This is a genomic window from Pseudomonas sp. P97.38 (assembly GCF_001269745.1).
GTDB lineage: Bacteria > Pseudomonadota > Gammaproteobacteria > Pseudomonadales > Pseudomonadaceae > Aquipseudomonas > Aquipseudomonas chlororaphis_E.
This window is the reverse complement of record NZ_LHVJ01000027.1, coordinates 41,508-66,007: the sequence shown is the minus strand read 5'-3', so window position 1 is coordinate 66,007 and position 24,500 is coordinate 41,508. Positions and strand designations below refer to the sequence as shown.

Below are 24,500 nucleotides of genomic sequence, written 5' to 3'. Positions count from 1 at the left end.
TTGCAGGTGGCTGGAATGGAGCGAATCAAACGGAGGCGATTATAGCCACGGCTTGTTGCATCGCTTGTCTTTTATTGCGCAAGGATTAGGCTAGGCGGCTTCCACAGCATAGGGAGCGCGCGATGAGCATCGAAGAACAAAACCAGGCCGAAGAACCACGGCTCAACAGCACGGAAATCCGCATCCTCGGCGCGCTGGTCGAGAAACAGGCGACCAACCCCGAGACCTACCCGCTGACCCTCAATGCCCTGGTCCTGGCCTGCAACCAGAAGACCAGCCGCGAACCGGTGATGAACCTCAACCCGGGCCAGGTCGGCCAGAGCCTGCGGGCGCTGGAAGGTCGAGGCTTTACCCGGCTGGTCATGGGTAGCCGCGCCGACCGCTGGGAGCACCGGATCGACAAGGCCCTGGAGCTGGTCCCGGCCCAGGTGATCCTGATGGGCCTGCTGTTTCTGCGCGGCCCGCAAACGGTCAACGAACTGCTGACCCGCAGCGCTCGCATGCACGACTTCGAAGATACCGAGCAAGTGGTGCATCAACTGGAGCGCCTGATTGCCCGTGGCCTGGCGCTGCTGGTGCCACGCCAGGCCGGCCAGCGCGAAGACCGCTATGTGCACGCCATGGGCGATCCGGCGGACATCGAAGCGATTCTCGCCGCCCGCCACCAGCCCGCCGAGCGTCATGCGGCGGGCGGGGTGTCGCTGGAACGCATCGAAGAGCTCGAGGCTCGGATCGCGGCACTGGAAGAGCGCCTGGCAAGGCTGGAGTGATCAGGACCGCGCGAAGGCCACGGCTTTTTCAAACTGCTCAAGGTTGGGCCGCACCCCGGTATACAGCACGAATTGCTCCAGGGCCTGGAGCGCAATCACTTCCAGCCCGGTGATGATCCGCTTGCCTTCGGCCCGGGCGCGCACGATCAGCGGCGTTTCCGAGGGGATCGCCACCACATCGAACACGGTCTCGGCGGCGGCGATGGCCTCGGGGTCGAACGCCAACTGGTCGGCCTCAGGGCCGCCAGTCATGCCGATCGGCGTGACGTTGACCAGCATCTGCGGCCGCAGGCCACCCAGCTCGGCCTGCCATTCGTAGCCCAGGGATTCGGCCAGCGCCCTGCCGGCGGTTTCATTACGGGCCACGATCAACCCCTTCTTGTAGCCGCCGTCGCGCAAGGCACTGGCCACAGCCTTGGCCATGCCGCCGCTGCCGCGCAGGGCGAAGGTCGAGTCCTTGGGTACGGCGTGGGTTTGAAGCAATTGCTCAACGGCAATGTAGTCGGTGTTGTAGGCCTTCAAATGGCCATTGGTGTTGACGATGGTGTTGATGGACTGGATCGCCGCGGCGGAAGGATCCAACTCATCGACCAAGGCGATGCAGGCTTCCTTGAACGGCATCGACACCCCGCAGCCCCGGATACCCAACGCGCGAATCCCGCCCACCGCGCCAGGCAGGTCCTGGCTGCTGAACGCCTTGTAATAGAAGTTCAGGCCCAGTTGCTCATAGAGATGGTTGTGGAAGCGCAGGCCGAAGTTGCCGGGCCGCCCCGACAGGGACATGCACAGCTGGGTGTCTTTGTTGGGATTGATCTGCATGCGGTTCTCCTTGCATTCACTTTCAGACAGACGGGATTACCGCCCCGGCCGACCTTACACAATATTTACCCAACGGCGTTGTGAATCCTGAGAAAATCGCTGTCATAGCCAGTAACCCCGCGACCCTCATCGGGTCTGCTACAGACCACAGGCGACGGGGCCGGAACGAGGAACAGCCATGAAACGTAAACTTCCCATCATCGCCCTGCTCGTGGGGGCACTCGCGGTCACCGGCCAGGCTAGCGCACATGGTCGTGGTTGGGAGGGTCCCGCAGTGTTCGGCGCAATCGTCGGTTCGGCCATCGTTGGCTCGGCCATCATCAACCGTGACCGGCCGGTGTATGTGCAGCAACCGGTCTATGTCCAACCGCAGCCGGTCTACGTGCAGCAGCCACCCCCCGTCTACTACCAACCCCAGCCGGTGTATGTAGAGCAACCCATCTACTATCGCCCAGCGCCGGTGTATTACGGGCCACCACGTGGCTATTACTACGGCCCACCTCGCGGTCATTACGGCCGCTGGTAACGCCCGTTGTTGTGACAAAAAACCAGCCTGTGACCGCGCGTCACAGGCTGGTTTTTCAGTTATGGCGTAAAAAAGCAGCGCGATGTGGGAGCGAGCTTGCTCGCGAATGCGGTGGGCCTGTCACATCTTCATCACCAGACAAGCCGCCTTCGCGAGCAAGCTCGCTCCCACAGGTCAGTGCCGTTTATAGGTCAGACGTGCTCGCTGCTTTTCTGGCGCACCGGGGCCTGTTCGACTGGGTGGGACGGTTCGGCCACCACCGGGATTTCGTTGCCATCGCAGTCGTGCAGCTTGCCATCGCTGAAGTAATCACCTTCGCGCAGCGCCGCCAGGTCCTGGTAACGCAACACCCGCTCGGTACCCGCGGCGAAGACCGACTGCTGGTCGGAGTTGCCCGTGGTGAAGTGGTTGAACGCCAGGTTCAGCACGATCGCCATGATGGCCGAGGAACTGATGCCCGAATGGAAGATGGTCGCGAACCAGCTCGGGAAATGATCGTAGAAGTTCGGGGCCGCGATGGGAATCATGCCGAAGCCAATGGAGGTGGCAACGATGATCAGGTTGACGTTGTTGCGATAGTCGACTTTCGACAGCGTACGAATGCCACTGGCCGCCACGGTGCCGAACAGCACGATACCGGCACCGCCGAGGACCGAGGTCGGCACCGCTGCGATGACCCGCCCCATGAACGGCAGCAGGCCAAGCACCACCAGGAACACCCCGCCGGTCGCGACGACGAAGCGGCTCTTGATCCCGGTCACCGCCACCAGCCCGACGTTCTGGGCGAAGGCGCTCTGGGTGAAAGAGCCGAAAATCGGCGCGATCATGCTCGATAGCATGTCTGCCCGCAAGCCGTTACCCAGGCGTCGGGAGTCGACCTTGGTGTCGATGATCTCACCCACCGCCAGGATGTCGGCGGAGGTTTCCACCAGGGTCACCATGATCACGATGCACATCGACAGGATCGCAGCGATGTGGAAGGTCGGCATGCCAAAGTGGAACGGAGTCGGGAAGCCGAACATCGGGCCTTGGCTGACCGCGGAAAAGTCCGCCATGCCGAGGAACACCGCAATCACGGTGCCGATGACCATCGCCAACAGAATCGACAGGCGCGAGATGGTGGCGCTGCCCATTTTGCTCAGCAGCAACACCAGCACCAGGGTCACCGCCGCCAGGCCGATGTTGGCCAGGCTGCCAAAGTCGGCGGCGTGGCTGTTGCCCCCCATCGCCCAACGCGCCGCCACCGGCATCAGGGTCAGGCCGATGGTGGTGATCACGATGCCGGTGACCAGCGGCGGAAAGAACCGGGTGATGCGCGAAAACACCGGCGTAATCAGTAAACCGATCAGCGAGGCGGCGATCACCGCGCCGAGAATGGCTTGAAAGCCGCCCTCACCGCCGCTGCCGACAATCGCCACCATGGTCGCGACCCCCGAGAACGACACGCCTTGCACCAGCGGCAACTGGCAACCGAAGAACGGCAGGCCGAGGGTCTGCAACAGCGTCGCCAAGCCCCCCGCGAACAACGACGCGGCAATCAGCAGGCCGATGTCCGCCGGCGACAGCCCGGCCGCCTGGCCGATGATCAACGGCACGGCGACGATGCCGCCGTACATGGTCAACACATGTTGCAGGCCGTAGGCCATATTCGCGCCGACGCCAAGGTTCTCGTCCTCGGGCCGTGGAAGTGAAACATGGGGCGTTTTCATGGTTCGGGGGTTCCCTGTTTTTTGTTATGCGCACACTGTATTCAAAACTCAGGACAAATGTCCATAGAGTTGTATACAACTTACCAGTCGCATCATGGACAGAGAGTCACCGCCAGGATCAGGCGCCCCCACTGCCATGCTCAGAGCAACCCCATCACAGCCGGACGCAAGAGGTCCCGGGACGGCAGTCGCAGGTCGAATTCGTTTTCCAGTAGCGCCATCAATTCATCGGCATCGGCGATCACGCGTCGCTCGCTCTCCTGCCCCATCCGGTGCACGGCATAGCTGTTGTCGTTCAGGGTCTTGCGCAAACCGTCACCGGTGCGGGCCACCATCAGGCGCCCCATGAACGGCGAGTCGGGGTGACTGCACACGTACCAGTTGCCGACGGTGTAGTCGATGTCTTCCTGGCGTTGCAGGTCGAACAGGTACATCGGTCGCCATTCGTCACCGACCTTGGCACGCAACAGGTAGCCGTCCTCGTGCACGTCGATGCGATACGGCTCATGGGGGGTGGATTGACTGTCCCGGCTGTCCAGCAGCAGCGGCGCGGTGGGCACCATGCCGCCAAAGCCGACGTCGGTGATGTAGCGCACACCGTCGAACGTCACCAGGCTCAGGCGATGGGTGCGCGCAGGCCAGGCGCCCTCCGGGGCGTTCATCACTACGCGCCCGGTGATGCTCCGAGCTTCAAAGCCCAGAGCCTGCAACAAGGCCATGAACAGTTGGTTGAGCTCGTAGCAATAGCCACCACGGCCTTGCTCGAAGACCTTTCGCTCAACCGATTCGAGGTCAATGGCCACCGGCTGATGCAGCAATGTCGAGATCGTTTCGAAAGGAATTTGGGCGGTGTGGCGTCTTTGAAGTTGCCCCAGCGTCTTGAGCGTTGGGGCGGGCGGCGTGTCGAAACCCAGGCGCCGCAGATAGCGGGCCGTATCGCTCAGTTGTGCACGACTCATGACGGTGTCCTTTACCGGTCTGGCGCAGCGCTACCGGACAGCGCGCTGCGGATGGCGCCAGGTATAAGCCATTACCCGTCGGGTGACAACGCATCGCTGCTCAGCGCCGCTTGCGCGAAGCCAGGCGGATCCAGGTGGGCGCATGGTCGCTGGGATGTTCCTGGTTCCGAACCCAGGCGTCCACGCCCGCCTCGCTCAGGTATGGGCTGGCCACCGGGTTGAGCAGCAAGTGGTCGATGCGCAGTCCGGAGTTTTTCTGCCAGTGCTGGCGGAAATAATCCCAGAAGGTGTAGATCCGCTCGTCCGGGTACAGGTGGCGCAACGAATCGGTCCACCCCTGATCCAGCAGACGCTGGTAGCACTCGCGGCTCTGCGGTTGCAGCAACGCGTCCTTGAGCCAAGAGCGCGGGTTGTAGATGTCCAGGTCGGTAGGCACCACATTGTAGTCGCCGGCCAGCACCACCGGGTGATCGCTGGCCTGAAGCCCTTGGGCGTACTCGATCAGCCGCTCGAACCAGGCCAGCTTGTACTCGAACTTCGGCCCTGGCTGCGGGTTGCCGTTGGGCAGGTAGAGACACCCCACCAGCACGCCGTGCACCGCAGCCTCCAGGTAGCGGCTGTGGCTGTCGCCTTCGCCACCGGGCAGGCCACGACGGCTCTCCAGCGGCTGCGCATCACGGGCGAGAATCGCCACGCCGTTCCACGACGCCTGACCGTGCCAGATCGATCCATAGCCCACCGACTCGATCTCCGCCGCCGGGAAGTCCTTGTCGAGCGCCTTGAGTTCCTGCAGGCAGACGACATCCGGCTTCTCTCGCTCCAGCCATTGCAACAGGTTCGGCAGCCGGGCCCGGATGCCGTTGATATTGAAGGTCGCGATACGCAGGTTTTTCATGGGCCAACACTCGAAAGACCGGGACACTGGCTGTGACCGGCGACAGCGCCCGGTGGTTGCAACGCGTTCTCAGGAACCGGTTTTCGACAACGCCTGACGGTCTTGCAGCAGGTGCGCGAAGGCCTGTTTGTCGATCGGGCGGCTGAGGAAGTAACCCTGCACTTCATGGCACTGGTCCGAGCCCAACGAACCCAGTTGGGCCAGGGTCTCGACGCCTTCGGCCGTCACCGTCAGGCCCATGGCCTTGCCGAGGTTGATGATCGCCTGCACCACCGCCCGGTCATTGCTGCTGTTGCTCATGGAGGCGATGAAGCGTTTATCGATCTTGATGCCGTCGAACGGGTACGTGCGCAGGTAGCCGAGGGACGAATAACCGGTGCCGAAATCGTCCATGTTCAAGCGCACACCCAGTTCCTTCAGGGCGTTCATGGTGTGCAGCGCGCCGTCCACGTCGTTGAGCATCACGTTCTCGGTGATTTCCAGTTCCAGGCGGCTGGCCGGGAACCGCGTCTCGATCAACACCCGGCGCACGTCTTCCACCACGTCGCTGCGCTCGAACTGCGCTGGCGACAGGTTGACCGACACCATCAGTTCGCCGGGCCAGCTCAGCGCGGTCTCACAGGCTTCGCGTAATACCCAGTGGGACAGCGGCACAATCAGGTCAGTCTGTTCGGCCAGCGGAATGAACGCATCGGGCCCCAGTAGCCCCTGGGTCGGGTGCTGCCAGCGCACCAGCGCCTCGACGGCGACGATGTCACGCCCATCGACGGTGTAGCGCGGCTGGAAATGCAAGACGAATTCGTGTTGGCGCACGGCTTGGCGCAGGTCGCTTTCCAATTGCCGACGATGCTGGATCTGGTCGTTCATCTGCGAGGCGAAATAGCACCAGGTTCGCTTGCCTTCGGACTTGGCCTGATACAAGGCAATGTCGGCGCAACGGATCAGCTCACCGGGCACGTGGCCCTGGCGACGACTCACGGCGATGCCGATGCTGGCACCGATGTGCAGCGAATGGGTTTCGTAATGAATCGGTTGCTGCAGGCTCCCGATCAAGCGCTCGCAGAATCGGTCGATCTCGGTGGTGTGCTCCATGCCGCTGAGCACCACCACGAATTCATCGCCGCCCAGCCGCGCCACCAGGTCCTGCTCGCGGGTACAGTCGCGCAGGCGCTGGGCCACTTCCAGCAACACCGCGTCACCGGCCGGGTGACCGAGGGAGTCGTTGATCGGCTTGAAGTTGTCCAGGTCCACCACGAGCAACGTCAAGGGTGGGGCATGCTCCTTGGCCAGCAGCGCGTCGTCCAGGTAGCGTGCCAGCTTGTTACGGTTCGGCAGGCCCGTCAGCGCATCGTGCAGCGACAGATGCTGGACCTGGGCGTGGGCCGCCACCTCGTCGGTGATGTCACTGGCCGTGCCGCGGTAGCCCACCACCGCGGCCTTGTCGATAATCGGCCGCGCCGACACCCGGCAGAAGCGCAATTGCCCGGAATGATCGCGGTAGGAGCAACGCAGGTTGCTGGCGCTCTGCTCCTGGGTGAGCGTGCCCAACCAGAGGGCGATCGGCGTCGTGTCGCAGTACAGCAGTTGTTCGATGTCCTGCCCCAGCCATTGTCGATCGGAGAACCCGGTGACGGTGCCGAAGCGTCCGGACAAGTAGGTGATATGCCCTTCGCCGTCGATTTCCCAGATCCAGTCGGAGGCCGCTTCCGCCACGGCGCGAAAGCGTTCCTCGCTGGCTTCCAGGGCCTGCGTCGAGCGCTCCAGGCTGTCGTAGCTGGCATCCACCTGGCGCGCCGTGCGCAGGGCATAGCGGAAGAAATAAGCCGTCAGCAGCGCCAGGATCAGCAGCGCACCGCCCAACGGCGGCAACAGCGACCACAGCAGATGCTGGCCCGGACGCTCCAGGCGCGAGACCAGGCTGTAACCGGTGCTGTCCAGCGGCACGGCGGGCTGGCCGGGCGCCAACTCGGAATCCTTGACCAGGTGCAGGTCGGTCAGCCCGTAGTTCTGGCCCAGCGCGCGCAGCTTGACATGGGTCAGTTGGTCAACGAACACCAGCACCGATGTACCTTGGGGCGCGACCCGAGGGCGCTCGTCATTGGGCAGGATCACCGAGGCCGTGACAATGGCCGGCCAGCCCTCGAACAGGGTGTAGCGGACCGCCGGGGCGGTCAGGTCGGCCTGCGCCTGCAACTGATCCACCAGCGGCTCCAACGGCATGTCCATGTGGGCGCGCGCGTCAGTCTGCTGGTGCTGCCCGCGTACCACGGCGTACTTGGTGCGCTCACGGTCGATGACGAACACGCCTTCATAGCCGTCGTTGGTGAACAGGGTCTTGCCCATGTTCTGGTCGGCATAGGCCCATTGCACGTCGACCTCGCCGTTGAGGTGCTCGTAGGCCGTGGTCCAGTAGGTGTAGCTGGTGATGTAGTTCTTCGACGCCGTGATCCGGTTTTCCACCGCGCGTTCGGTGTAGAAAAAGTTCTTGCGCACATCTTGCGCGTCGAGTTGCCGGGCAATGTTGAACAGCGCGACGACGGCCACCAACACACCCAGGACAAACAGCCCACCGACGGCCGCCACCAGGCGACGGGTGATCGGGGTGTGACGAGGGGTGTTCGAACGCGTAGTCGTGGCTGCAAAATCCATTGGCCTGCTCCTGTCCTGTCGACACCGGCTTCGATGTCAAGAAGCGCCGTGTCTGAACAATGGACCCTGGCCAGGCCTCGATGATTCCAACCCATCTCAGCGGTCCGAGCGCTCCAGCGCGTCGAGGCCGCCTTCCATGGACAAGGCCGCCACGCGATTGCGCCCATTGTGTTTGGCTTGATAAAGCGCCGCATCGGCCCGCTGGATGAACACCTCGATGCTGTCCAGGCTGCTGGGGACGAAGGCGTAGCAGCCCAGGCTCACGGTCAGGTAGCCGGTGGGGGAACCGGAATGGGTGATGTGCTTGTCGATCACCCGGCAACGGATCTGCTCGGCCAACGCCAGGGCGCCTTGCAGGTTGGTGTCGGGCAGCAGCACCCCGAACTCCTCGCCGCCATAGCGCACCGCGAGGTCAGCCTTGCGATGGCAGCAGTCCTTGAGCACCTTGGCCACTTCCGCCAGGCAATGGTCCCCGGCAACGTGCCCGTAGGTATCGTTGTAGCGCTTGAAGAAGTCGATATCGAGCATGATCAGGCTCAGCGGGCTGCGCTGGCGGGCACCGCGGCCGAACTCGACATCCAGCGCCCGCTCGAACAGCCGACGGTTCGCCAGCCCGGTCAGGCTGTCGTGGGTGGCGATCATTTCCAGGGCTTCCTGGGCCTTGCGCAAGTCCGCCTCGATCCGCTCGCTGTTGCGCACCTGGCGCACGAAGACCCAGCCGAACAGGCAGATCCCCACGACCACCAGGGCCACGATCAGGCTGGACTGAAATGCCCTGTCGTGCCAACCGGCCAGGATCGCGTCTTCGGACATTGCGGCGGTGACCACCAGCGGGTAGCTGCGCAAGTGATCGTGCCCGTATAGCCTGACCACGCCATCGACGGTGGAGCGAATGATCGAATCGCCCGACATCGCGCCCGGCAGATCGTGATTGAACAGGTTCTCCTCGGACAGTGGCCGGCCGATCCGCGCCTCATCGAAGGGGCGACGGGCCAACAGCGTCCCGTCGGACAAGGCCAGGGCCATCTCGCCTTTATCGTCCAGGCTGAAGCTTCTGAAGAACTTCTCGAAGTAGGACATCTTGATGCCGGCCATCAGGACGCCCTGGAAATCACCGTTCGCATCGTTCAGGCGCCGGGAGATCGGAATGATCCATTCACCGTTCTGGCGGCTGTGAATCGCTGGCCCGATGTGGGCGATCAGGGACGCATTCTGTTGGTGGAAACGGAAGTACTCCCGGTCCGCCACCCCTGCCCCCCTTTGCAGATTGTCAAAGGAGGTCACGACCCAGTGGCCGTGCTTGTCGAACAGAAACAGACCATGCAACTGCTCGAGCGATTGCACCCGGCGAGCGAAGTTGTTTTGCAGGCGCGACTGCAAGGCCGGACCGAACCCATCGACCTGAATCCAGTCCGCCAGGCTGTCGAGGACCACGTCGGCCTGCAGGAACGTGTCCTGGGCCTGTTGGGCCATGGCCCGGGTCAGGTTGGCCGAGGCGATCCGCGCCGTCTCCAGGTCGTGACGGCGGGACTGCTCCACTTGCAGGTAAAGCAGACCACACAGGCACAGGCACACCGCCGCAATGAAAATGACTGCGGCCTTGAGCAAGGGTAGGCGTTTGAGGGCACCGCCGGGGGGATGGAACGGGTCGATAATGGGGATAGGCAAGCGAATTCCTGAGGGGGGCAAAACCCTGGGCAAACCGCTCAAAGCCCCCAATGCGCAAGAGCTTAGCCTACCGCTTGTGGAGCAGCAATTTGCCTGTATTTGCCAGCCGATAGGTGGCGTAATGGATCCAAAATCCGCCCGTGGGTCGCGACACGTTACGGGCAAAAAAAGCGCATGGTCTTGCTTGACTGCCCGACATCAGCCCGGCTATCTAGGTCAACCCGCGCCTGCCGGCGCAACTCGTCCTCGACTGCCAAGTGCCCTCGCCGACCATGAACACACCGACCCGAACCGTCGACGAAGCCTTGTCCCGCCCTTCTGCCGTAGGCCTGCGTGAAGCCTTCTGGTTCTGGCTCAAACTGGGTTTCATCAGCTTCGGCGGCCCCGCCGGACAAATCTCGATCATGCACCAGGAACTGGTGGAGCGCCGGCGCTGGATCTCCGAGCGACGCTTTCTGCACGCGCTCAACTACTGCATGGTGTTGCCCGGGCCGGAAGCCCAGCAACTGGCGACCTACCTGGGCTGGCTGATGCATCGCAGTTGGGGTGGCGTCATCGCCGGAGCGCTGTTCGTGCTGCCCTCGTTGTTCATTCTCATCATCTTGTCGTGGCTGTACATCGCCTTTGGCGAAGTGCCGGTGGTGGCGGGCCTCTTCTACGGAATCAAGCCGGCCGTGACAGCCATCGTGGTGCATGCCGCCCACCGGATTGGTGCCCGCGCGCTGAAGAACAGCTGGCTGTGGGCGATCGCCGCCGCCTCGTTCACCGCCCTATTCGCCTTCAACGTGCCCTTCCCGCTGATCGTGCTGGGTGCCGCTGCCGTCGGTTACCTGGGCGGCCGCTGGGCGCCGGAAAAATTCAGCCTGGGCGGCCAGGATGCCAGGCACTCATCCTTCGGCCCGGCGCTGATCGATGACGACACCCCGCCCCCGGACCATGCCCGGTTTAGCGCCTTCAGGCTCTCTCGGTTGGCGATCGTCGGCGCCCTGCTCTGGATCTTGCCAATGGGGCTGCTTACCGCTGTGTTCGGCTGGGACGGCACCCTGACGCAAATGGCCTGGTTCTTCACCAAGGCCGCGCTGCTGACCTTTGGTGGCGCCTACGCGGTCTTGCCCTACGTGTACCAGGGCGCCGTCGAACACTTCGGCTGGCTGACGCCGACCCAAATGATCGACGGCCTGGCCCTGGGCGAAACCACCCCTGGCCCGCTGATCATGGTGGTGGCGTTCGTCGGTTTCGTCGGCGGCTATGTGACGCAAGTGTTCGGCCCCGACCAGGTTTTCCTCGCCGGCGCCATGGCCGCCGCGCTGGTGACCTGGTTCACCTTCCTGCCGTCGTTCCTGTTTATCCTGGCGGGTGGCCCCCTGGTGGAATCGACCCACAACGCGCTGACATTCACCGCACCGCTCACCGCAATCACCGCCGCCGTGGTCGGGGTGATCCTCAACCTGGCCTGCTTCTTCGGCTACCACGTGCTCTGGCCCCAAGGCTTCTCCGGTGCCTTGGACTGGCCCTCGGCAATCATCGCCTGCGCCGCGGCCGTGGCCCTGTTCCGCTACAGGCGCGGAGTGATCCAGGTGTTGCTGGCGTGCGGGCTGACCGGGTTGGCGGTGCATCTGTTGCGTTAGCTTTATCCACGATAACGTCGGCTACCGCCTCGACCATCGCAACCGCACAGCAGCGCTCATGACGCAGCGCAAGACGGACGCAGGTGTCCTTAAGCTAAGCTCAACCCCATCATCACGACAGGGACAATCGACATGAGCAAGGCAGACGAGCTGGCCACCAAACTGAGGCAAGCCCAGCAGACCCAGGCCGACAACGACCACTGCGCCGACCTGGCAATCGAACACTGGCCCGCCCAGGTCAACGAGCTGTACCGCCAGATCGAAGCCTGGCTGGCCCCGGTCTGCGAGGCCGGCCTCGACATTCGGCGTAACCCTACCCACGTCTTTGAAAGTCATTTCAGCGGGTCGACATACAACTATGCGATCGATCAACTGGTCATCGAGGGCAATGCCCGGCGCCTGACCTTCGATCCCGTTGCCCGCTTCACCCCAGGCGGCGCCGGGCGCATCGACATTCACATGACCGGCCAGCAAAGCTGCCTGCTTCGCAGCCTGGGTGAACATGGCGAATCGGTGTGGCACATAAAAACCGTGGATCAAGCCGAGCAGTCGCAGCCTGACCCCATTGCCATGGACGAAGAGGCGATGCTTTCGGTGGTGGAAAAAGGCCTGGGCCTTTAATGAAAAGGGGCGACCTTCACAGGTCGCCCCTTTTCGTTGAACAGAACCGATCAGCCGCCGGTTGGCGTGGCGGTGGCGACGAGCACATCGGGCAGGATGTCGATCGACGAGGGTGTCACTCGCGTCGCCGACCTGCCTATCAGCAGGTTCAAGGCGTTGTCGATTTCGTCCGCCGCGCCTTGGGCGTAATGGGCGTTCGCCCAGCTCCAGTAGCGTTCGGACACCAGCCCGCCGACCGCCTGTGCGCACAATTCGTCACTGCTGAGACCCATCTTTCCCGCAGCAGCGATCACGGCCATAAGGGCTTGTTCCAAATGGGAAATACGCTCGGTGGTCACAACGAAAAACTCGGAAGATCACGAGCACGAAGTTTACCAGCATATCAATATGCCACCAACCACAGGCGCTCAACGGTCGTCGCCTTTCGCCGCGCGGGAGCGCCTTCGTAGGCCGGCGGGCATTGGTCATGAATACACTCTTTAACAACTTAATCACTGCTGGCGCCTAAAGCCCCTCGTTAGCGAGCCGATAGCCTCGAACACCTACACATTCAGGCGTGAACATGATCAACATCAACGCACAAATCTCCAGCAGCCTCCAACAATCGCTGATCAAACTGGAGCCCAAGAAGTCCGAAGATGAATCGCAGACATCGGCGATCGCCCCCGCCACCGGCGCGCCGGTGGCGGGCGTGAAGGTCTCGCTGTCGGGTGTCGGCCTGCAAAAATCCGCAGATGAACGCGCAGCCAATGCCAACAAGGACATTGAAGAAAGCGGGCTGCCTGACACCGTGCAGAAGATCCTGAAAATGATCCGGGAACTGAAGCAGAAGATCGCAGAGAAGCAATCGGAAATGCAGGCGCTGATGGCCGACCAGAGCATGACTCCAGAGACCAAGCAGACCAGGATGGGCGCGCTCCAGGCAACGCTTTCCACCCTGACCGCCAGCCTGCTGACAGCGACCGCGTCCCTGGACAAACTCACCAAGAACGGCAACTTGTCCGCTACCCAGGTGCAACAGGCCAGTCAGTTGGCGATGAAGGGCTAAAGCGCGAACCCGTTACGCTCACAAAACCCTACCCATGGTGCGGATGGGGGGATTGAAAAGCAGCTAGCAGCCCTGACGGAAGAGTTGCATAGAATGTTCGCTACGCCCAAGCCTGGCCCATTCAAAGCCCAGGCCTGGATGTGAGCTGAAAAGCCCAATCAATCAGGCGTGAGGCACACGCCCAACGAGGTGCCGTCATTTCTCGCGGCCACCACAATCCGCTTGCCTGCCTGCTCCTTCACCTCTATCGCCTGCCCATCACGCTGCTTACCCTGGCGCGCCTGCCCGACCAATTGGGGAATCAATCCGCCCTCCGGCAGGTGCTGCCAGAAGCGTCCGGGCATGTGCTGGCGCAACGCCTGGGGATTGAGCCGCGCCGGGTTGAAGATGTGTCGGTAATAGGTGCGCCACAGCTCGGCGCCCGGATCGTCGGCGTGACGTGCCCATTGTCGCCACTGCTCAGGGCACTGGCGCCGGTAGTCAAGTGACTGGCCGTCGAAGCGGATACCGTCGCGGGGCGTTGCGATCAGCCAGCGTTGCCGTCCCAGTCGTTCGGCAAAATGACCACTGGCGCTCTCGAGAATGTCATGGGCGGGCTCATGGAACGACACAAGGTCCAGTTGCAGTCGCTCGGCCAACGCGGGTGGCAAAGGAACGAAGCGCACGAAGGCGTGCAGGTGATGAGCTTCGCGACTGACCTGTTTGATCCGTCGCTGCAGTTCACTGCCCAGGCGATCGCCGGCGAGCATGGCGGTGCGGTCGCCATGGGCCACGCGCCAGAGCACTTCATACAGCAGGTTCCAGCGTTGTTCGCCGAGGTAACGGCCCGCCTGTTCGAGTTGCGCCAACAAGGCCGCCGGCACCCGCGTGCGGAACGGGCCAGGGCCTGATGGCAGCGGCATCGGCACGGCCAACAGGTCGGTGATCGGACCTTGGGCCCATGTCACGTCACTGGGGTCGATGCCATGCCCAAGCAGCGTCCGGGCCTGGTCGCGCCAGGTCGAAAAGTCGTCATCGCAATCCAGCGCGATCATCCCCATAGCCCCATCTGCACAGGTCGCTGGGGATCGCGCAGACGCGCCCGCAAAAGGCCGCTGCGCACCTGGGCTTCAGCGGGTCGGTAGTCACTGGTGATGATGAACGGCCGCGCCTTTCCCAGTACGCAACGCAACTGCACCAGGTCGTCATAGCGGACCCGACGCTCCCGGCGTAGCGCCACCAGTCGTTGCACGCTGCGCAGGCCGATCCCGGGAATACGCGCCAGCAACGCAGGCTCGGCGCGGTTCACATCCAGCGGGAAAACCTCCCGGTTGGCCAGCGCCCAGGCGAGCTTGGGGTCGATGTCCAGATCGAGGTTGCCGGCGTTACCCAAGAGTTCGCCGGCCTTGTAGCCGTAGCCGCGCATGAGAAAGTCAGCCTGGTAGAGCCTGTGCTCGCGCAACAAGGGCGGCGCCGCCAACGGCACGCTGGCGGGGCTATCGGGAATAGGGCTGAACGCCGAGTAATAGACCCGGCGCAAACCATAGCCCTGGTACAGCGATTCGGCGTTCTGCAAGATGGCATGGTCATCGGTGGCATCGGCGCCGACGATGACCTGGGTGCTTTGCCCGGCTGGCGCGAACCGCGGCGCCCTCGCCTCCCCGGCCACCGCCTGCTGTCCGTCATGGATGGTGCCCATGGCCTGGCGAATCGTGGTCAGTTGCTTTTCCGGCGCCAGGCGCTTGAGGCTCGCCTCGCTGGACAGCTCGATATTCACGCTCAAGCGATCGGCCAGCCGCCCGGCCTCTTCGATCAACAGCGGGTCGGCGTCGGGAATGGTCTTGAGGTGGATATAGCCACGAAACTGATGGTCCTCGCGCAGCAACCGTGCCACCCGCACCAATTGCTCCATGGTGTAGTCGGCCGAGCGAATGATGCCGGAGCTCAGGAACAGGCCACTGATGCAATTGCGGCGATAGAAATCGAGGGTCAAGCGCACCACTTCCTCTGGCGTGAAGCGCGCCCTCGGCACGTTGCTGGAACGACGGTTGACGCAATACTGGCAGTCATACAAGCAAAAATTGGTCAGCAGCACCTTCAACAGCGACACACAACGCCCATCCGGCGTATAGCTATGACAAATGCCCATGCCATCCGTAGCGCCCAAGCCATCGCGCCCCCGGGAGCTGCGCTTGGGGGCACCACTGCTGGCGCAGGAAGCATCATACTTGGCAGCGTCGGCGAGAATGCCGAGCTTGGCGATAAGTTGCATGAAGGCCTCTCGATACTGGTTATAAATACAGTATTTTGAGATGCACGGCATTGCAAGGGCCATTGATCAGCTCAATTCCCCAAGGAAGGCCCATAGAGGCTGTGACATAGGCCCGGCCTCGCGAGATGGGCTATAATCGGCCTACGTTCGCCATTGAGATCAAGCCCATGGGCACTGTCAGCCTTGAAGCGAAAAAGGCCTACGCGGCCAGGACACGTCGTTCCAACTATGCCGCCAGCCTGCGCCTGGAAGGTTTCAAAGTGAGCTTTTCCGAGAGCGATTGCAAAATGCCAACGCGCGAAGAAGTGTTGAAGACCTTCACCAAGACCCGAGCCTGATGCCGGACAAATATGGTGTCGGCGAAGACGCCTATTGCTACCCCGGCTCTACAATCCTGCGTAATAAACTCGATATCCGCGACGAGTCGACCTTGAGCGAAGCCGAACAACAGCTCTCGGCCATCGCCGCGGACAACGTCGAATTCAGCCCTCCCCCTTATAGCCTGGGTTATCTTCAGAGCATTCATCAGGTGCTCTTCTGCGACCTGTATGAATGGGCCGGACAATTGCGAACCGTTGGAATGGCCAAGCAGGACACCCGTTTCTGCCAGCCGTCATTCATGGAGGCGCAAGCCGGAAAAATCTTCAAGGGCATGGCTGCACAAAACTGGTTTGAAGGCATGGGTCGCGCAGACCTGATAAACGCCGTGGCAGAGGCCTATTCAGAGATCAACGTCATCCATCCTTTTCGCGAAGGCAATGGCCGTGCTCAAAGGATTCTCTTCGAACACCTCATCATGAACGCCGGTTTTGAGATCAGTTGGTGGGGCATTGAGAAAGAACAGTGGATCGACGCCAACATCGCGGCTTATCACTGCATGCTCGAGCCCATGCAGCACGTGTTTGAAAAATGTATTGGCAGCCCGATTCGCCCGTAAGATAGCACCGGTCATCTGAAACGCGTTTTCCACAATCTTGCTTGCGACTTCCCCCCTAGAACATCGGCATGAATACAATAAGCACATTTCCCTCCAACCCAGAAGGCCGCGACTTTGTCGTGGGGGACGTTCACGGCCACTTCAAACTTTTAAGCATCCTGCTGGAACGCTCGAAGTTCGACGTGGAACGGGACCGTCTTTTCTCCGTCGGCGACCTGATCGACCGCGGCCCCGACTCCCTGGAAGTGCTCGACTGGCTTTCGCAACCCTGGTTTCATGCCGTGCGAGGCAATCATGAACAGATGCTGATCGACTGCATCAGCGGCGACGGCGACATTCCCAGACATACCCGCAACGGCGGAGCCTGGCTCTATGAACTACCGCCCCCCGTCCAGCAGGAACTTTCCAAGGCTCTCCAGGCGCTGCCATGGATCATCGAAGTCGACTTGCTGGACGGCAACACCGTCGGCGTCGTGCATGCCGAAGCGCCACAAACGCAAAAAGGGGACGACTGGCAGAAAGCCAAAGCAGCCTTGCAAGGGCAACTGGGAGAGATTTGCCGCCTGCGCGCGCTAAGCATGGCGCTGTATGCCAGGGAAAGGATCGAGGAGCAAAACAATGACCCGATCAAGGGAATACACCAACTCTACGTCGGTCACTCGACCGTACCGAGCGTGAAGCGCCTGGGCAACGTCGTCTACATCGACACCGGCTGCTCCTTTGGCGACGGTGCCTTGAGCCTGATCGAGCTCAACAGCGAAACCGTCACCCACCTGCGCATGAGTCCATGATCGCTGCGCCACACAGGGCTCCGTGCCCATTCAATCGGCTTTGAATCAACGATATTCAACTCGCGCCGCCGTGAACAGGAGAACGCCATGCATGAGCAGCCTCAAAACCACCGCATTCACGAACTGCTGACCCTCGTCGGCCTGCGTGTAGCGCCACAAGTGGCAGCCACGTTTCGCCCACCCGCCACTCACGCAGATATCACCCGGATCGAACAAACCCTGGGCGCGCCACTGCCGCCGAGCCTGGCTCAGCTATTGCTTTGGCATGACGGACAAGAATGGAACGCCCCACTGCGCGACAGCGACAACCGCCGCCTCCTTGCAGCCCATGAAATTGTCGAGGTGATGACGTTTTTCCTCGATCCAGAGGAGGAATTTCTCGAGCCATGGGGGCGCTATTGGGTGCCGTTTTTGACCAATGATTCGGGCGACTATGTGGTCGTCGATGCCTCGCCAACAGGCCACGGGGAGCTCATCGCCTATTGGCACGACTGGGAAAACCGGGATGTGGAGCATTCGTCCTTGCTTGACTGGGTGGCTGAGTGGGTTCAAGAGATCGGGTGATCGATTGGAGAAGGCTTCGAGCGCCGCTCAGGTCTTGTTGCCACTGTGCGCGGCAACGAACATCGCGACGGCCGACCGACAGTACGATTCGATCTCATGGTCGTCCTGTGCTTTCGCCTCATCAAAGCGTGCAATGATCAGGAGATCGGATCCTTTGATGAGCGCGGCAAACAAGCGAGCGGACTGGAGGGGATCGGGCACGTTCAAAACAGCCTTCGCGTGCAGCTGTTGCAGCAGGGCCTCGATTTGGGCGATGACGTGGGCGGGGCCGGCTTCGTATTGGAGCTTGCCCAGCGACTTTTGATTCGTCTTGTCAGCCATGATCATGGCTTCGACACCGCGGACGTCCGGGCTCATGAGCGTGCGCATCAAGGATGATCCCACCGCCATGAGCTGATCTTCGGCCGAACCGTCTACGCCTTCAGAAAAATCCTGCGGTGCAAACTGATGACAGCGGGCCGCGATAGCCGCGCTGAACAGTGCTTCCTTGTTCTCGAAGTGCCGATAGATGCTTAGCTTGGATATCTTCGCGCGCTGGGCGACCTTGTCCATCGTCGTCGCTTGAAAACCCAGCTCCACAAAAAGTTCGCATGCGGCGTCGACTATCGTTTGGCCAAGCGCCTCGTTGGCGGGCCGGCCGCGCCGGGCCCGACTGTTTTCGGTCATAAAAATTCCAGTACTTGACAGTATTCCAATTCGTGAATTAGGGTACTTCAAAGTATCTTAAGCGTACAAGCCGATGCTCAGGTTTCTGCCTGTTTTTCCAGCCAGGCTCCTGGGCGGCACGGCGGTATCGACGCCTATCGTTGGATGACCTTGCGCACCACCCTGGTCCTCGCACCTTCACCCAAAGCACGGAGCCCCATCACCATGAATGACGTCGTTATCATCGGTGGCAGCTTTGCCGGTCTCGCCGCCGCCCTGCAACTCGGTCGTGCCCGCCGCAAGGTCACCGTTCTCGATACCGGAAGGCCGCGCAACCGCTTTGCCGGTCATTCGCATGGTCTGCTCGGCCACGATCACAAGCCACCGTTGGACATCCTGGTCGAGGCGCGGCAGCAACTGGCACGCTATCCAACGATCAGGCTGGTCAATGCCCGAGCCGAGAGCGTGTCTGGCGCAATCGACGATTTCTGCGTCTTCACCGACGACAACGAATGCCTGAAGGCACGCCGCGTGATCCTGAGCTACGGCGTCGTCGACCAGATGCCTGAGGTACCGGGCTTTGCCGAAAACTGGGGCAAGGCCATTGTGCCCTGCCCCTATTGCGATGGATTTGAAGTCGCCGATCAGCATTGGGGCCTCGTCTGGTCCGGCCCACAGTCGCACAATTACGTCAGGCTGTACCACGATTGGACCGATGCGCTAACGGTCTTCGCCGATGGTCACGAGATTGCACCCGATATCCGGGCCGATCTGGCGAGCCGTCGTATACCTGTCGTCGAGGGCCGGATCACCGAAATCGCCCGACACGGGGACCATAATGCCACCGTCAGGCTCGATACCAGCCCCCATGTTGCAGTCGATATCCTGTTCGCGCATCCGCGCAACACGCCATCCGCAAGCCTGCATGAATCACTGGGTCTCGCCACAGTTAATACACCCTTCGGTATCGCCCTCAAGGTCGACGAGCGTCGCGAAACCAGCGTACCCGGTATCTACGCCGCAGGTGACCTCGCAAATCCCCTCATGGCTTCGGTCACCCTGGCAACGTCGCACGGCGCGACGGCAGGTATCTTCGCCCAGCAATCGATGTTGGTTTGAGAGCAGATTACCTTCTGTGAAAAACGAAACAGAGCAAGGAGATCCCATGACAGATCACAATGCCTATCAGGTCGCCGATTGGAATGGCCGAAGCGGGGAGTACTGGGTCGCCAACCAGGCCCGGCTCGACGCCATGATGGCGGTGTTCGGCCAAGCCGCGATTGAAGCCGCCGCACCCGCGACGGGCGAACACGTGCTGGACGTTGGCTGCGGCGCTGGGGCGTCCAGTCTGGATCTGGCCGCCCGCGTCGGCGCGAGCGGCCAAGTGCTGGGCGTGGACATCTCCGAACCGCTGATCGGCCAAGCACGCCTACTGGCGCCACAAGATACGCCGGCCCTGTTCCAAGTGGCCGATGCCAGCAGCGCCGAACTGCCCGTGGCCGCGTTCGACATCCTGTTCTCGCGTTTCGGGGTGATGTTCTTCGAGGATCCGACAGGCGCGTTCGCCCACATGCGACGCGCCCTCCGGCCCGGCGGGCGGGTCGCTTTCGTCTGCTGGCGCAGCGTGACCGAAAACGATTGGGTGCGCCTGCCGATGGCCGCGATCAAGGGCATCATTCCAGCAACCGCACCGCGCGATCCCGAAGCGCCCGGCCCCTTCTCGTTCGGCGACCGGGCGCGCGTAGCCCGCATCCTGACAGCGGCCGGCTTCACCGATATCGCTATTGCACCTTTCGATGCGCTCATCTCGTTCGGCAAGGGCGAGACGCGCGACGCGGCGATCGACGATGCGGTGAAAATGGCGTTCGAGGGCGGTCCGCTGTCGCTGGTGCTCGCTGATCAGCCCGATGACATCCGCGCCCACGCATGGGCCGCGGTTCGTGCCGCCTTCGCGGGCCTGCCCGGCGAGCGGTCGGTGATGATCGACGGCGCAACATGGATCGTCACGGCACGCAATCCGGCAAACTGACGGGGTTCCATTCCTGATAAACTGCGCCCCTCCGCCTTCCCACCCAGATCCCCGATGCCTTTATACCCAGTACCTCAGCAATCCTTGTCTCGGCGCTTCAGTGTGGCGCCGATGATGGACTGGACTGACCCCCACTGCCGCTACTTCCTGCGCATCTTGTCCAAGCACGCCCTGCTCTACACCGAGATGGTCACCACCGGTGCCTTGCTCAACGGTGACCATGAGCGTTTCCTGCGGCATCACGAAGCCGAACATCCCCTGGCGTTGCAGTTGGGCGGCAGTGTTCCGGCCGATCTGGCCGCTTGCTCGCGCATGGCCCAGGAGCACGGTTATGACGAGGTCAATCTCAATGTCGGCTGCCCCAGCGACAGGGTGCAGAACAATATGATCGGCGCGTGCCTGATGGGGCATCCGGGCTTGGTGGCCGATTGTGTGAAGGCCATGCGTGATGCGGTGTCGATTCCGGTGACGGTCAAGCATCGGATCGGGATCAACGGGCGTGACAGTTACGAGCAGTTGTGCGATTTCGTGGGGACTGTGCGTGACGCTGGCTGTACCAGTTTTACCGTTCACGCGCGGATCGCCATCCTGGAAGGCCTGTCGCCGAAGGAGAATCGCGATATCCCGCCGCTGCGTTATGACGTGGTGGCGCGGTTGAAGGCGGATTTTCCAGAGCTGGAAATCGTGCTCAACGGCGGGATCAAGACACTGGCGGCCTGCCATGAGCACTTGCAGACCTTCGACGGGGTGATGCTGGGCCGCGAGGCGTATCACAACCCGTATCTGCTGGCCGAGGTGGACCAACAATTGTTCGGCAGCACCGCGCCGGTCATCAGCCGGGCCGAGGCATTGGCGCAGCTGCGACCTTATATCGCCAGCCACCTGGCCGCCGGTGGCGCGATGCACCACATCACTCGCCATGTGCTCGGGCTGGGCACCGGCTTTCCGGGGGCGCGGCGGTTTCGGCAATTATTGTCGGTGGACATCCACAAGACCCAGGACCCGTTGGCCCTGCTGGACCAGGCCGGGCAGTTGCTGGAAGGACGCTAACCGTCACTTGCTTTGAACCTGCGTCCGCTTTTGGCATCGTATCTACCGATACCGCCCCGGCCTTTCAAACAGCCGTTTTCAGGTTGTTGCCGCTGGGGCCTTTCGATACCTCTACACGCCCTTGAGTGGCTGCCGGCCCTCGGGTAATGTCAACAGACCCATAGGACAGAGCACGCTCATGACTTCCAAGCTGGAACAACTCAAGCAATTCACCACCGTCGTCGCCGATACCGGCGACTTCGAAGCCATCGCCCGCATCAAACCCGTGGACGCCACCACCAACCCTTCCCTGCTGCTCAAGGCCTCGGCCATGAGTGGCTATGCCGAGCTGCTCAATGCTTGCGTGGCAGACTGCAAGGGCGATGTCGGCCTGGCCAGCGACCGTTTTGGCGTGGCCGTGGGCGGGGAAATCCTGAAGGTGATTCCGGGGCGCATTTCCACCGAAGTGGACGCACGTCTTTCTTTCGACACCAACGCCATGCTCAAGCGTGCACATCGCCTGATCGACCTGTATGAAAAGGCCGGTATTGGCCGTGATCGCGTACTGATCAAGATCGCATCCACCTGGGAAGGCATTCGTGCCGCCGAGCAGTTGGAGCGTGAAGGCATCCAGTGCAACCTGACCCTGCTGTTCTCCTTCGCCCAGGCCGCCGCTTGCGCCGACGCCGGGGTTTTCCTGATCTCGCCGTTCGTGGGCCGTATCTACGACTGGTACAAGAAAGCCAATGGCAACGACTACACCGGCGCCGATGATCCGGGCGTTCAGTCGGTGACGCGCATCTACAACTATTACAAGGCCAATGACTACAAGACCGTGGTCATGGGTGCCAGCTTCCGTAACCTCAACCAGATCGAACAACTGGCCGGTTGCGACCGCTTGACCGTCAGCCCGGAACTGCTGGAGAAACTGGCCGCCGACGAAGGCAAGCTGGAACGCAAGCTGGCGCCGGGGCAGGCTGGGGAAGCACGCCTGAACCTCAATGAAGCGCAATTCCGCTGGTTGTCCAACGAGGACGCCATGGCGACCGAGAAACTGGCCGAAGGTATTCGTCAGTTTGCGCGGGACCAGGAAAAACTGGAAGCGCTGCTGCAAGCCAAGTTTTGAGGTGAGGCGCTAGCAAATAAAAGGGGCGAACCTTGAAAGGTTCGCCCCTTTTGCGTTTATGGAAGCGGGTTTACTCGTAAAGAGACCAGCACTCCAGCATTGATGTCGCCTGTTATCCCCTCTTTGCGAGCAAGCCCGCTCCCACAGGGTCGAGGGGCTTCAGCCGCCTGGGCGCTCCAGGGCGTTCACCAGGTCATGGAAGGCTTCACGATTGGAATCGTTCAGGCCCATCAGGATCTTGTGGGCTTCGAGCACCTTGATTCGCACTTCTTCTTCGGACTGGTCCTGGTCAGGCAGGTCGTCCAGGCATTCCGGGCACGGCACAGGGTCGCCAACGATGTTGAAGACCTGGTCGAAGCCCATCGATTGCAAGAGGCGGGTGATGTCGTTATGGGTGGTGACGACCGTTGGCAACAGGCCGACCTTCTGCCGCGACAGGATCGACAGCTTGGCCAGCAGGCCCAGAGTGGTGCTGTCGATGCTGCGGGTTTCGGTCAGGTCAATCACGATGGCGCTGAAGTTCAGCGCCGTGAAGATCCGCTCAATAGTCGCATCCAGCGCCGAACACAGGGTCAGGCGCACTTCACCGACAAACTTCAGGACAAAGGTGCCGTCCTGCTCGGCGAACTGGATTCTACCGGTACTCATCAAAGGTTCCTGCTCAACACTAACAGGGCGATATCATCCGGCATCTCCCCGAGCGTGGCTAATCCAAACACTTGGCGCAAGCCTTCCAGGCTGCCGCCCGCTGCACTCACCCGCTCAGGCAAGGCCGCTTCTTTCTCTTTGAGTGTAGGCTCTGTCAAAAGATCCAAAATGCCATCAGACATCAGCGTCAGGCTGAACGTCGGCGGCAGTTCCAGTACGTGGTCTTCGTAAGTGGCCTCGTTGAACAGGCCCACCGGCAAGCCACGCCCTTCCAGGTAACGAACACTGTCTGGCGTATATAACACAGGCAACGGCAGGTGACCGCCGATGCTATAGGTCAACAAACCAGTCTCCTCGTCGATGACTCCACCGACCATTGTGACGTGTTTGCCCAGCTTACAACTGATCAGGCCTCGGTTGATATGCCCAAGGACCTCAGAAGGCTTGAACTCCGGCAACGTGCCATTGCGCTTGGACTCGAACAGCAAGCGCGTGGTCATGAACTTCAGCAGCACCGTGACGAACGCCGACGACGCGCCGTGGCCGGAAACGTCCGCCAGGTAGAATGCCACGCGCCGCTCATCGACTCGGAAATAGTCGACGAAATCCCCCGATAGGTACAACGACGGGATGATCTGGTGGGCAAACCGGAAGCCATCGACAGTCCAGGGGCTCACCGGCAGCATGTTCATCTGCACCTGGCGGCCGGCGTTCTGGTCTTCCTGCAGCAGGTTCAGGCTGGCTTCCAGCTCGCGGTTGGCGGTCTCCAGCTTCTCGCGGTAGCGCTGGTTCTCCACCAGCAGGCGCGAACGGTCCAGGGCCCGGCGCACGGAGTGCTCGAGCACCGCAAGGTCTTCAAGGGGCTTGATCAGGTAGTCGGCCGCGCCCAGGCGCAATGCCTCGACCGCGTCGTTCATCACGCCCGCGCCCGAAACCACGATCACCGGGGTCTGCGAGGAGATCCCGCTGACCTGGCGAATGAGTTCGAGTCCGCCCATCTGCGGCATGCGCAGGTCGCAGATGACCAGGTCGGGCTTGTCTTGCTCGAATACCTGAAGACCCTGTTGGCCATTGCTGGCCTGCAGGACGCTGAAACCACTGTCTTCCAAGTAGGCCGCGAGGCTCGCTCGCACCACTTCGTCATCATCGATTATCAGCAGCGTGGCACTGGTTTTTGGCATGTGGGCA

General features: G+C 61.8%; 25 protein-coding genes. 13 read left to right on the top strand and 12 right to left on the bottom strand.

Going from position 1 to position 24,500, the window contains the following annotated elements:
* The first annotated feature begins 122 nt into the window (after positions 1-122).
* Positions 123-770 (top strand): YceH family protein, encoded by a 648-nt coding sequence (locus tag AD664_RS21960; protein ID WP_053149680.1) that lies wholly within the window; start codon positions 123-125, stop codon positions 768-770.
* Here AD664_RS21960 and AD664_RS21955 read toward each other — a convergent pair whose 3' ends face one another.
* The gene (locus AD664_RS21955) at positions 771-1,589 is read right to left on the bottom strand and encodes a shikimate 5-dehydrogenase (RefSeq protein WP_053149678.1); all 819 of its coding nucleotides are present in this window, start codon (positions 1,587-1,589) and stop codon (positions 771-773) included. It lies immediately after the preceding gene.
* Between the two features lie 178 nt (positions 1,590-1,767).
* Between AD664_RS21955 and AD664_RS21950 the strand changes: the two genes are divergently transcribed.
* Positions 1,768-2,115 (top strand): hypothetical protein, encoded by a 348-nt coding sequence (locus tag AD664_RS21950; protein WP_053149675.1) that lies wholly within the window; start codon positions 1,768-1,770, stop codon positions 2,113-2,115.
* Between the two features lie 191 nt (positions 2,116-2,306).
* On the opposite strand, the gene AD664_RS21945 is transcribed toward AD664_RS21950, so the two are convergent.
* The 5 genes from AD664_RS21945 to AD664_RS21925 form a co-directional block, all read right to left on the bottom strand.
* Positions 2,307-3,824 carry a nucleobase:cation symporter-2 family protein gene (locus tag AD664_RS21945; RefSeq protein ID WP_053149672.1) on the bottom strand — a complete coding sequence of 506 codons (1,518 nt, stop codon included), beginning with the start codon at positions 3,822-3,824 and terminating at the stop codon, positions 2,307-2,309.
* A gap of 140 nt (positions 3,825-3,964) precedes the next feature.
* A complete protein-coding gene (locus AD664_RS21940) occupies positions 3,965-4,783 on the bottom strand; it encodes an arylamine N-acetyltransferase (RefSeq protein WP_053149669.1) in 819 nt (272 codons plus the stop codon).
* 100 nt (positions 4,784-4,883) lie between these two features.
* Entirely contained in the window at positions 4,884-5,678 is a 795-nt protein-coding gene (gene xth / locus AD664_RS21935) for an exodeoxyribonuclease III (protein ID WP_053149667.1), read from the bottom strand.
* A 69-nt stretch (positions 5,679-5,747) separates the two neighbouring features.
* A complete protein-coding gene (locus AD664_RS21930; protein ID WP_053149664.1) occupies positions 5,748-8,327 on the bottom strand; it encodes an EAL domain-containing protein in 2,580 nt (859 codons plus the stop codon).
* Between the two features lie 96 nt (positions 8,328-8,423).
* Positions 8,424-9,995, bottom strand: a complete 1,572-nt coding sequence (locus AD664_RS21925; RefSeq protein ID WP_053149661.1) for a GGDEF domain-containing protein — start codon at positions 9,993-9,995, stop codon at positions 8,424-8,426.
* 272 nt (positions 9,996-10,267) lie between these two features.
* Here AD664_RS21925 and chrA point away from each other — a divergent pair, with 272 nt between their 5' ends.
* The gene (chrA, locus tag AD664_RS21920) at positions 10,268-11,623 is read left to right on the top strand and encodes a chromate efflux transporter (protein ID WP_053149658.1); all 1,356 of its coding nucleotides are present in this window, start codon (positions 10,268-10,270) and stop codon (positions 11,621-11,623) included.
* 132 nt (positions 11,624-11,755) lie between these two features.
* Positions 11,756-12,244 (top strand): hypothetical protein, encoded by a 489-nt coding sequence (locus tag AD664_RS21915; protein ID WP_053149656.1) that lies wholly within the window; start codon positions 11,756-11,758, stop codon positions 12,242-12,244.
* Between the two features lie 50 nt (positions 12,245-12,294).
* Here the strand turns inward: AD664_RS21915 and AD664_RS27740 are convergent, their stop codons facing one another.
* The gene (locus AD664_RS27740; protein WP_177330202.1) at positions 12,295-12,543 is read right to left on the bottom strand and encodes a hypothetical protein; all 249 of its coding nucleotides are present in this window, start codon (positions 12,541-12,543) and stop codon (positions 12,295-12,297) included.
* A 263-nt stretch (positions 12,544-12,806) separates the two neighbouring features.
* Here AD664_RS27740 and AD664_RS21905 point away from each other — a divergent pair, with 263 nt between their 5' ends.
* The gene (locus tag AD664_RS21905; RefSeq protein ID WP_256207127.1) at positions 12,807-13,292 is read left to right on the top strand and encodes a hypothetical protein; all 486 of its coding nucleotides are present in this window, start codon (positions 12,807-12,809) and stop codon (positions 13,290-13,292) included.
* 158 nt (positions 13,293-13,450) lie between these two features.
* Here the strand turns inward: AD664_RS21905 and AD664_RS21900 are convergent, their stop codons facing one another.
* On the bottom strand, positions 13,451-14,332 hold the full coding sequence (locus AD664_RS21900; RefSeq protein WP_083454236.1) for a TIGR03915 family putative DNA repair protein: 882 nt from the start codon (positions 14,330-14,332) through the stop codon (positions 13,451-13,453).
* Positions 14,323-15,543 (bottom strand): putative DNA modification/repair radical SAM protein, encoded by a 1,221-nt coding sequence (locus AD664_RS21895; RefSeq protein WP_053149651.1) that lies wholly within the window; start codon positions 15,541-15,543, stop codon positions 14,323-14,325. The genes AD664_RS21900 and AD664_RS21895 overlap by 10 nt, the downstream gene beginning before the upstream one ends.
* 167 nt (positions 15,544-15,710) lie before the next feature.
* On the opposite strand from AD664_RS21895, the gene AD664_RS21890 reads away from it, so the two are divergent.
* The 4 genes from AD664_RS21890 (at position 15,711) to AD664_RS21875 (ending at position 17,835) form a co-directional block, all read left to right on the top strand.
* Complete coding sequence (locus AD664_RS21890) at positions 15,711-15,881, top strand: YhfG family protein (protein ID WP_123579870.1); 171 nt, start codon at positions 15,711-15,713, stop codon at positions 15,879-15,881.
* Positions 15,881-16,480 carry a putative adenosine monophosphate-protein transferase Fic gene (locus AD664_RS21885; protein WP_053149645.1) on the top strand — a complete coding sequence of 200 codons (600 nt, stop codon included), beginning with the start codon at positions 15,881-15,883 and terminating at the stop codon, positions 16,478-16,480. The genes AD664_RS21890 and AD664_RS21885 overlap by 1 nt, the downstream gene beginning before the upstream one ends.
* Before the next feature lie 68 nt (positions 16,481-16,548).
* Complete coding sequence (locus AD664_RS21880) at positions 16,549-17,271, top strand: metallophosphoesterase (protein WP_053149642.1); 723 nt, start codon at positions 16,549-16,551, stop codon at positions 17,269-17,271.
* Positions 17,272-17,358: 87 nt separating this feature from the next.
* Positions 17,359-17,835 carry an SMI1/KNR4 family protein gene (locus AD664_RS21875; RefSeq protein WP_053149639.1) on the top strand — a complete coding sequence of 159 codons (477 nt, stop codon included), beginning with the start codon at positions 17,359-17,361 and terminating at the stop codon, positions 17,833-17,835.
* 27 nt (positions 17,836-17,862) lie between these two features.
* On the opposite strand, the gene AD664_RS21870 is transcribed toward AD664_RS21875, so the two are convergent.
* Entirely contained in the window at positions 17,863-18,501 is a 639-nt protein-coding gene (locus AD664_RS21870) for a TetR/AcrR family transcriptional regulator (protein ID WP_053149637.1), read from the bottom strand.
* Between the two features lie 204 nt (positions 18,502-18,705).
* Between AD664_RS21870 and AD664_RS21865 the strand changes: the two genes are divergently transcribed.
* The 4 genes from AD664_RS21865 (at position 18,706) to tal (ending at position 22,664) form a co-directional block, all read left to right on the top strand.
* Entirely contained in the window at positions 18,706-19,599 is an 894-nt protein-coding gene (locus AD664_RS21865; protein ID WP_053149635.1) for an NAD(P)/FAD-dependent oxidoreductase, read from the top strand.
* A 46-nt stretch (positions 19,600-19,645) separates the two neighbouring features.
* Positions 19,646-20,509 (top strand): class I SAM-dependent methyltransferase, encoded by an 864-nt coding sequence (locus tag AD664_RS21860; protein WP_053149633.1) that lies wholly within the window; start codon positions 19,646-19,648, stop codon positions 20,507-20,509.
* Positions 20,510-20,563: 54 nt separating this feature from the next.
* Complete coding sequence (gene dusA / locus AD664_RS21855; protein ID WP_083454235.1) at positions 20,564-21,559, top strand: tRNA dihydrouridine(20/20a) synthase DusA; 996 nt, start codon at positions 20,564-20,566, stop codon at positions 21,557-21,559.
* Between the two features lie 178 nt (positions 21,560-21,737).
* Positions 21,738-22,664 carry a transaldolase gene (gene tal, locus AD664_RS21850; protein ID WP_053149627.1) on the top strand — a complete coding sequence of 309 codons (927 nt, stop codon included), beginning with the start codon at positions 21,738-21,740 and terminating at the stop codon, positions 22,662-22,664.
* Between the two features lie 159 nt (positions 22,665-22,823).
* Here tal and rssC read toward each other — a convergent pair whose 3' ends face one another.
* Both rssC and rssB read right to left on the bottom strand, forming a co-directional pair.
* Positions 22,824-23,312 carry an anti-sigma factor antagonist RssC gene (gene rssC / locus AD664_RS21845; protein ID WP_003183367.1) on the bottom strand — a complete coding sequence of 163 codons (489 nt, stop codon included), beginning with the start codon at positions 23,310-23,312 and terminating at the stop codon, positions 22,824-22,826.
* On the bottom strand, positions 23,312-24,493 hold the full coding sequence (rssB, locus tag AD664_RS21840) for a two-component system response regulator RssB (RefSeq protein ID WP_047737733.1): 1,182 nt from the start codon (positions 24,491-24,493) through the stop codon (positions 23,312-23,314). Before rssB ends, rssC begins: the two co-directional genes overlap by 1 nt.
* Positions 24,494-24,500 lie beyond the last annotated feature (7 nt).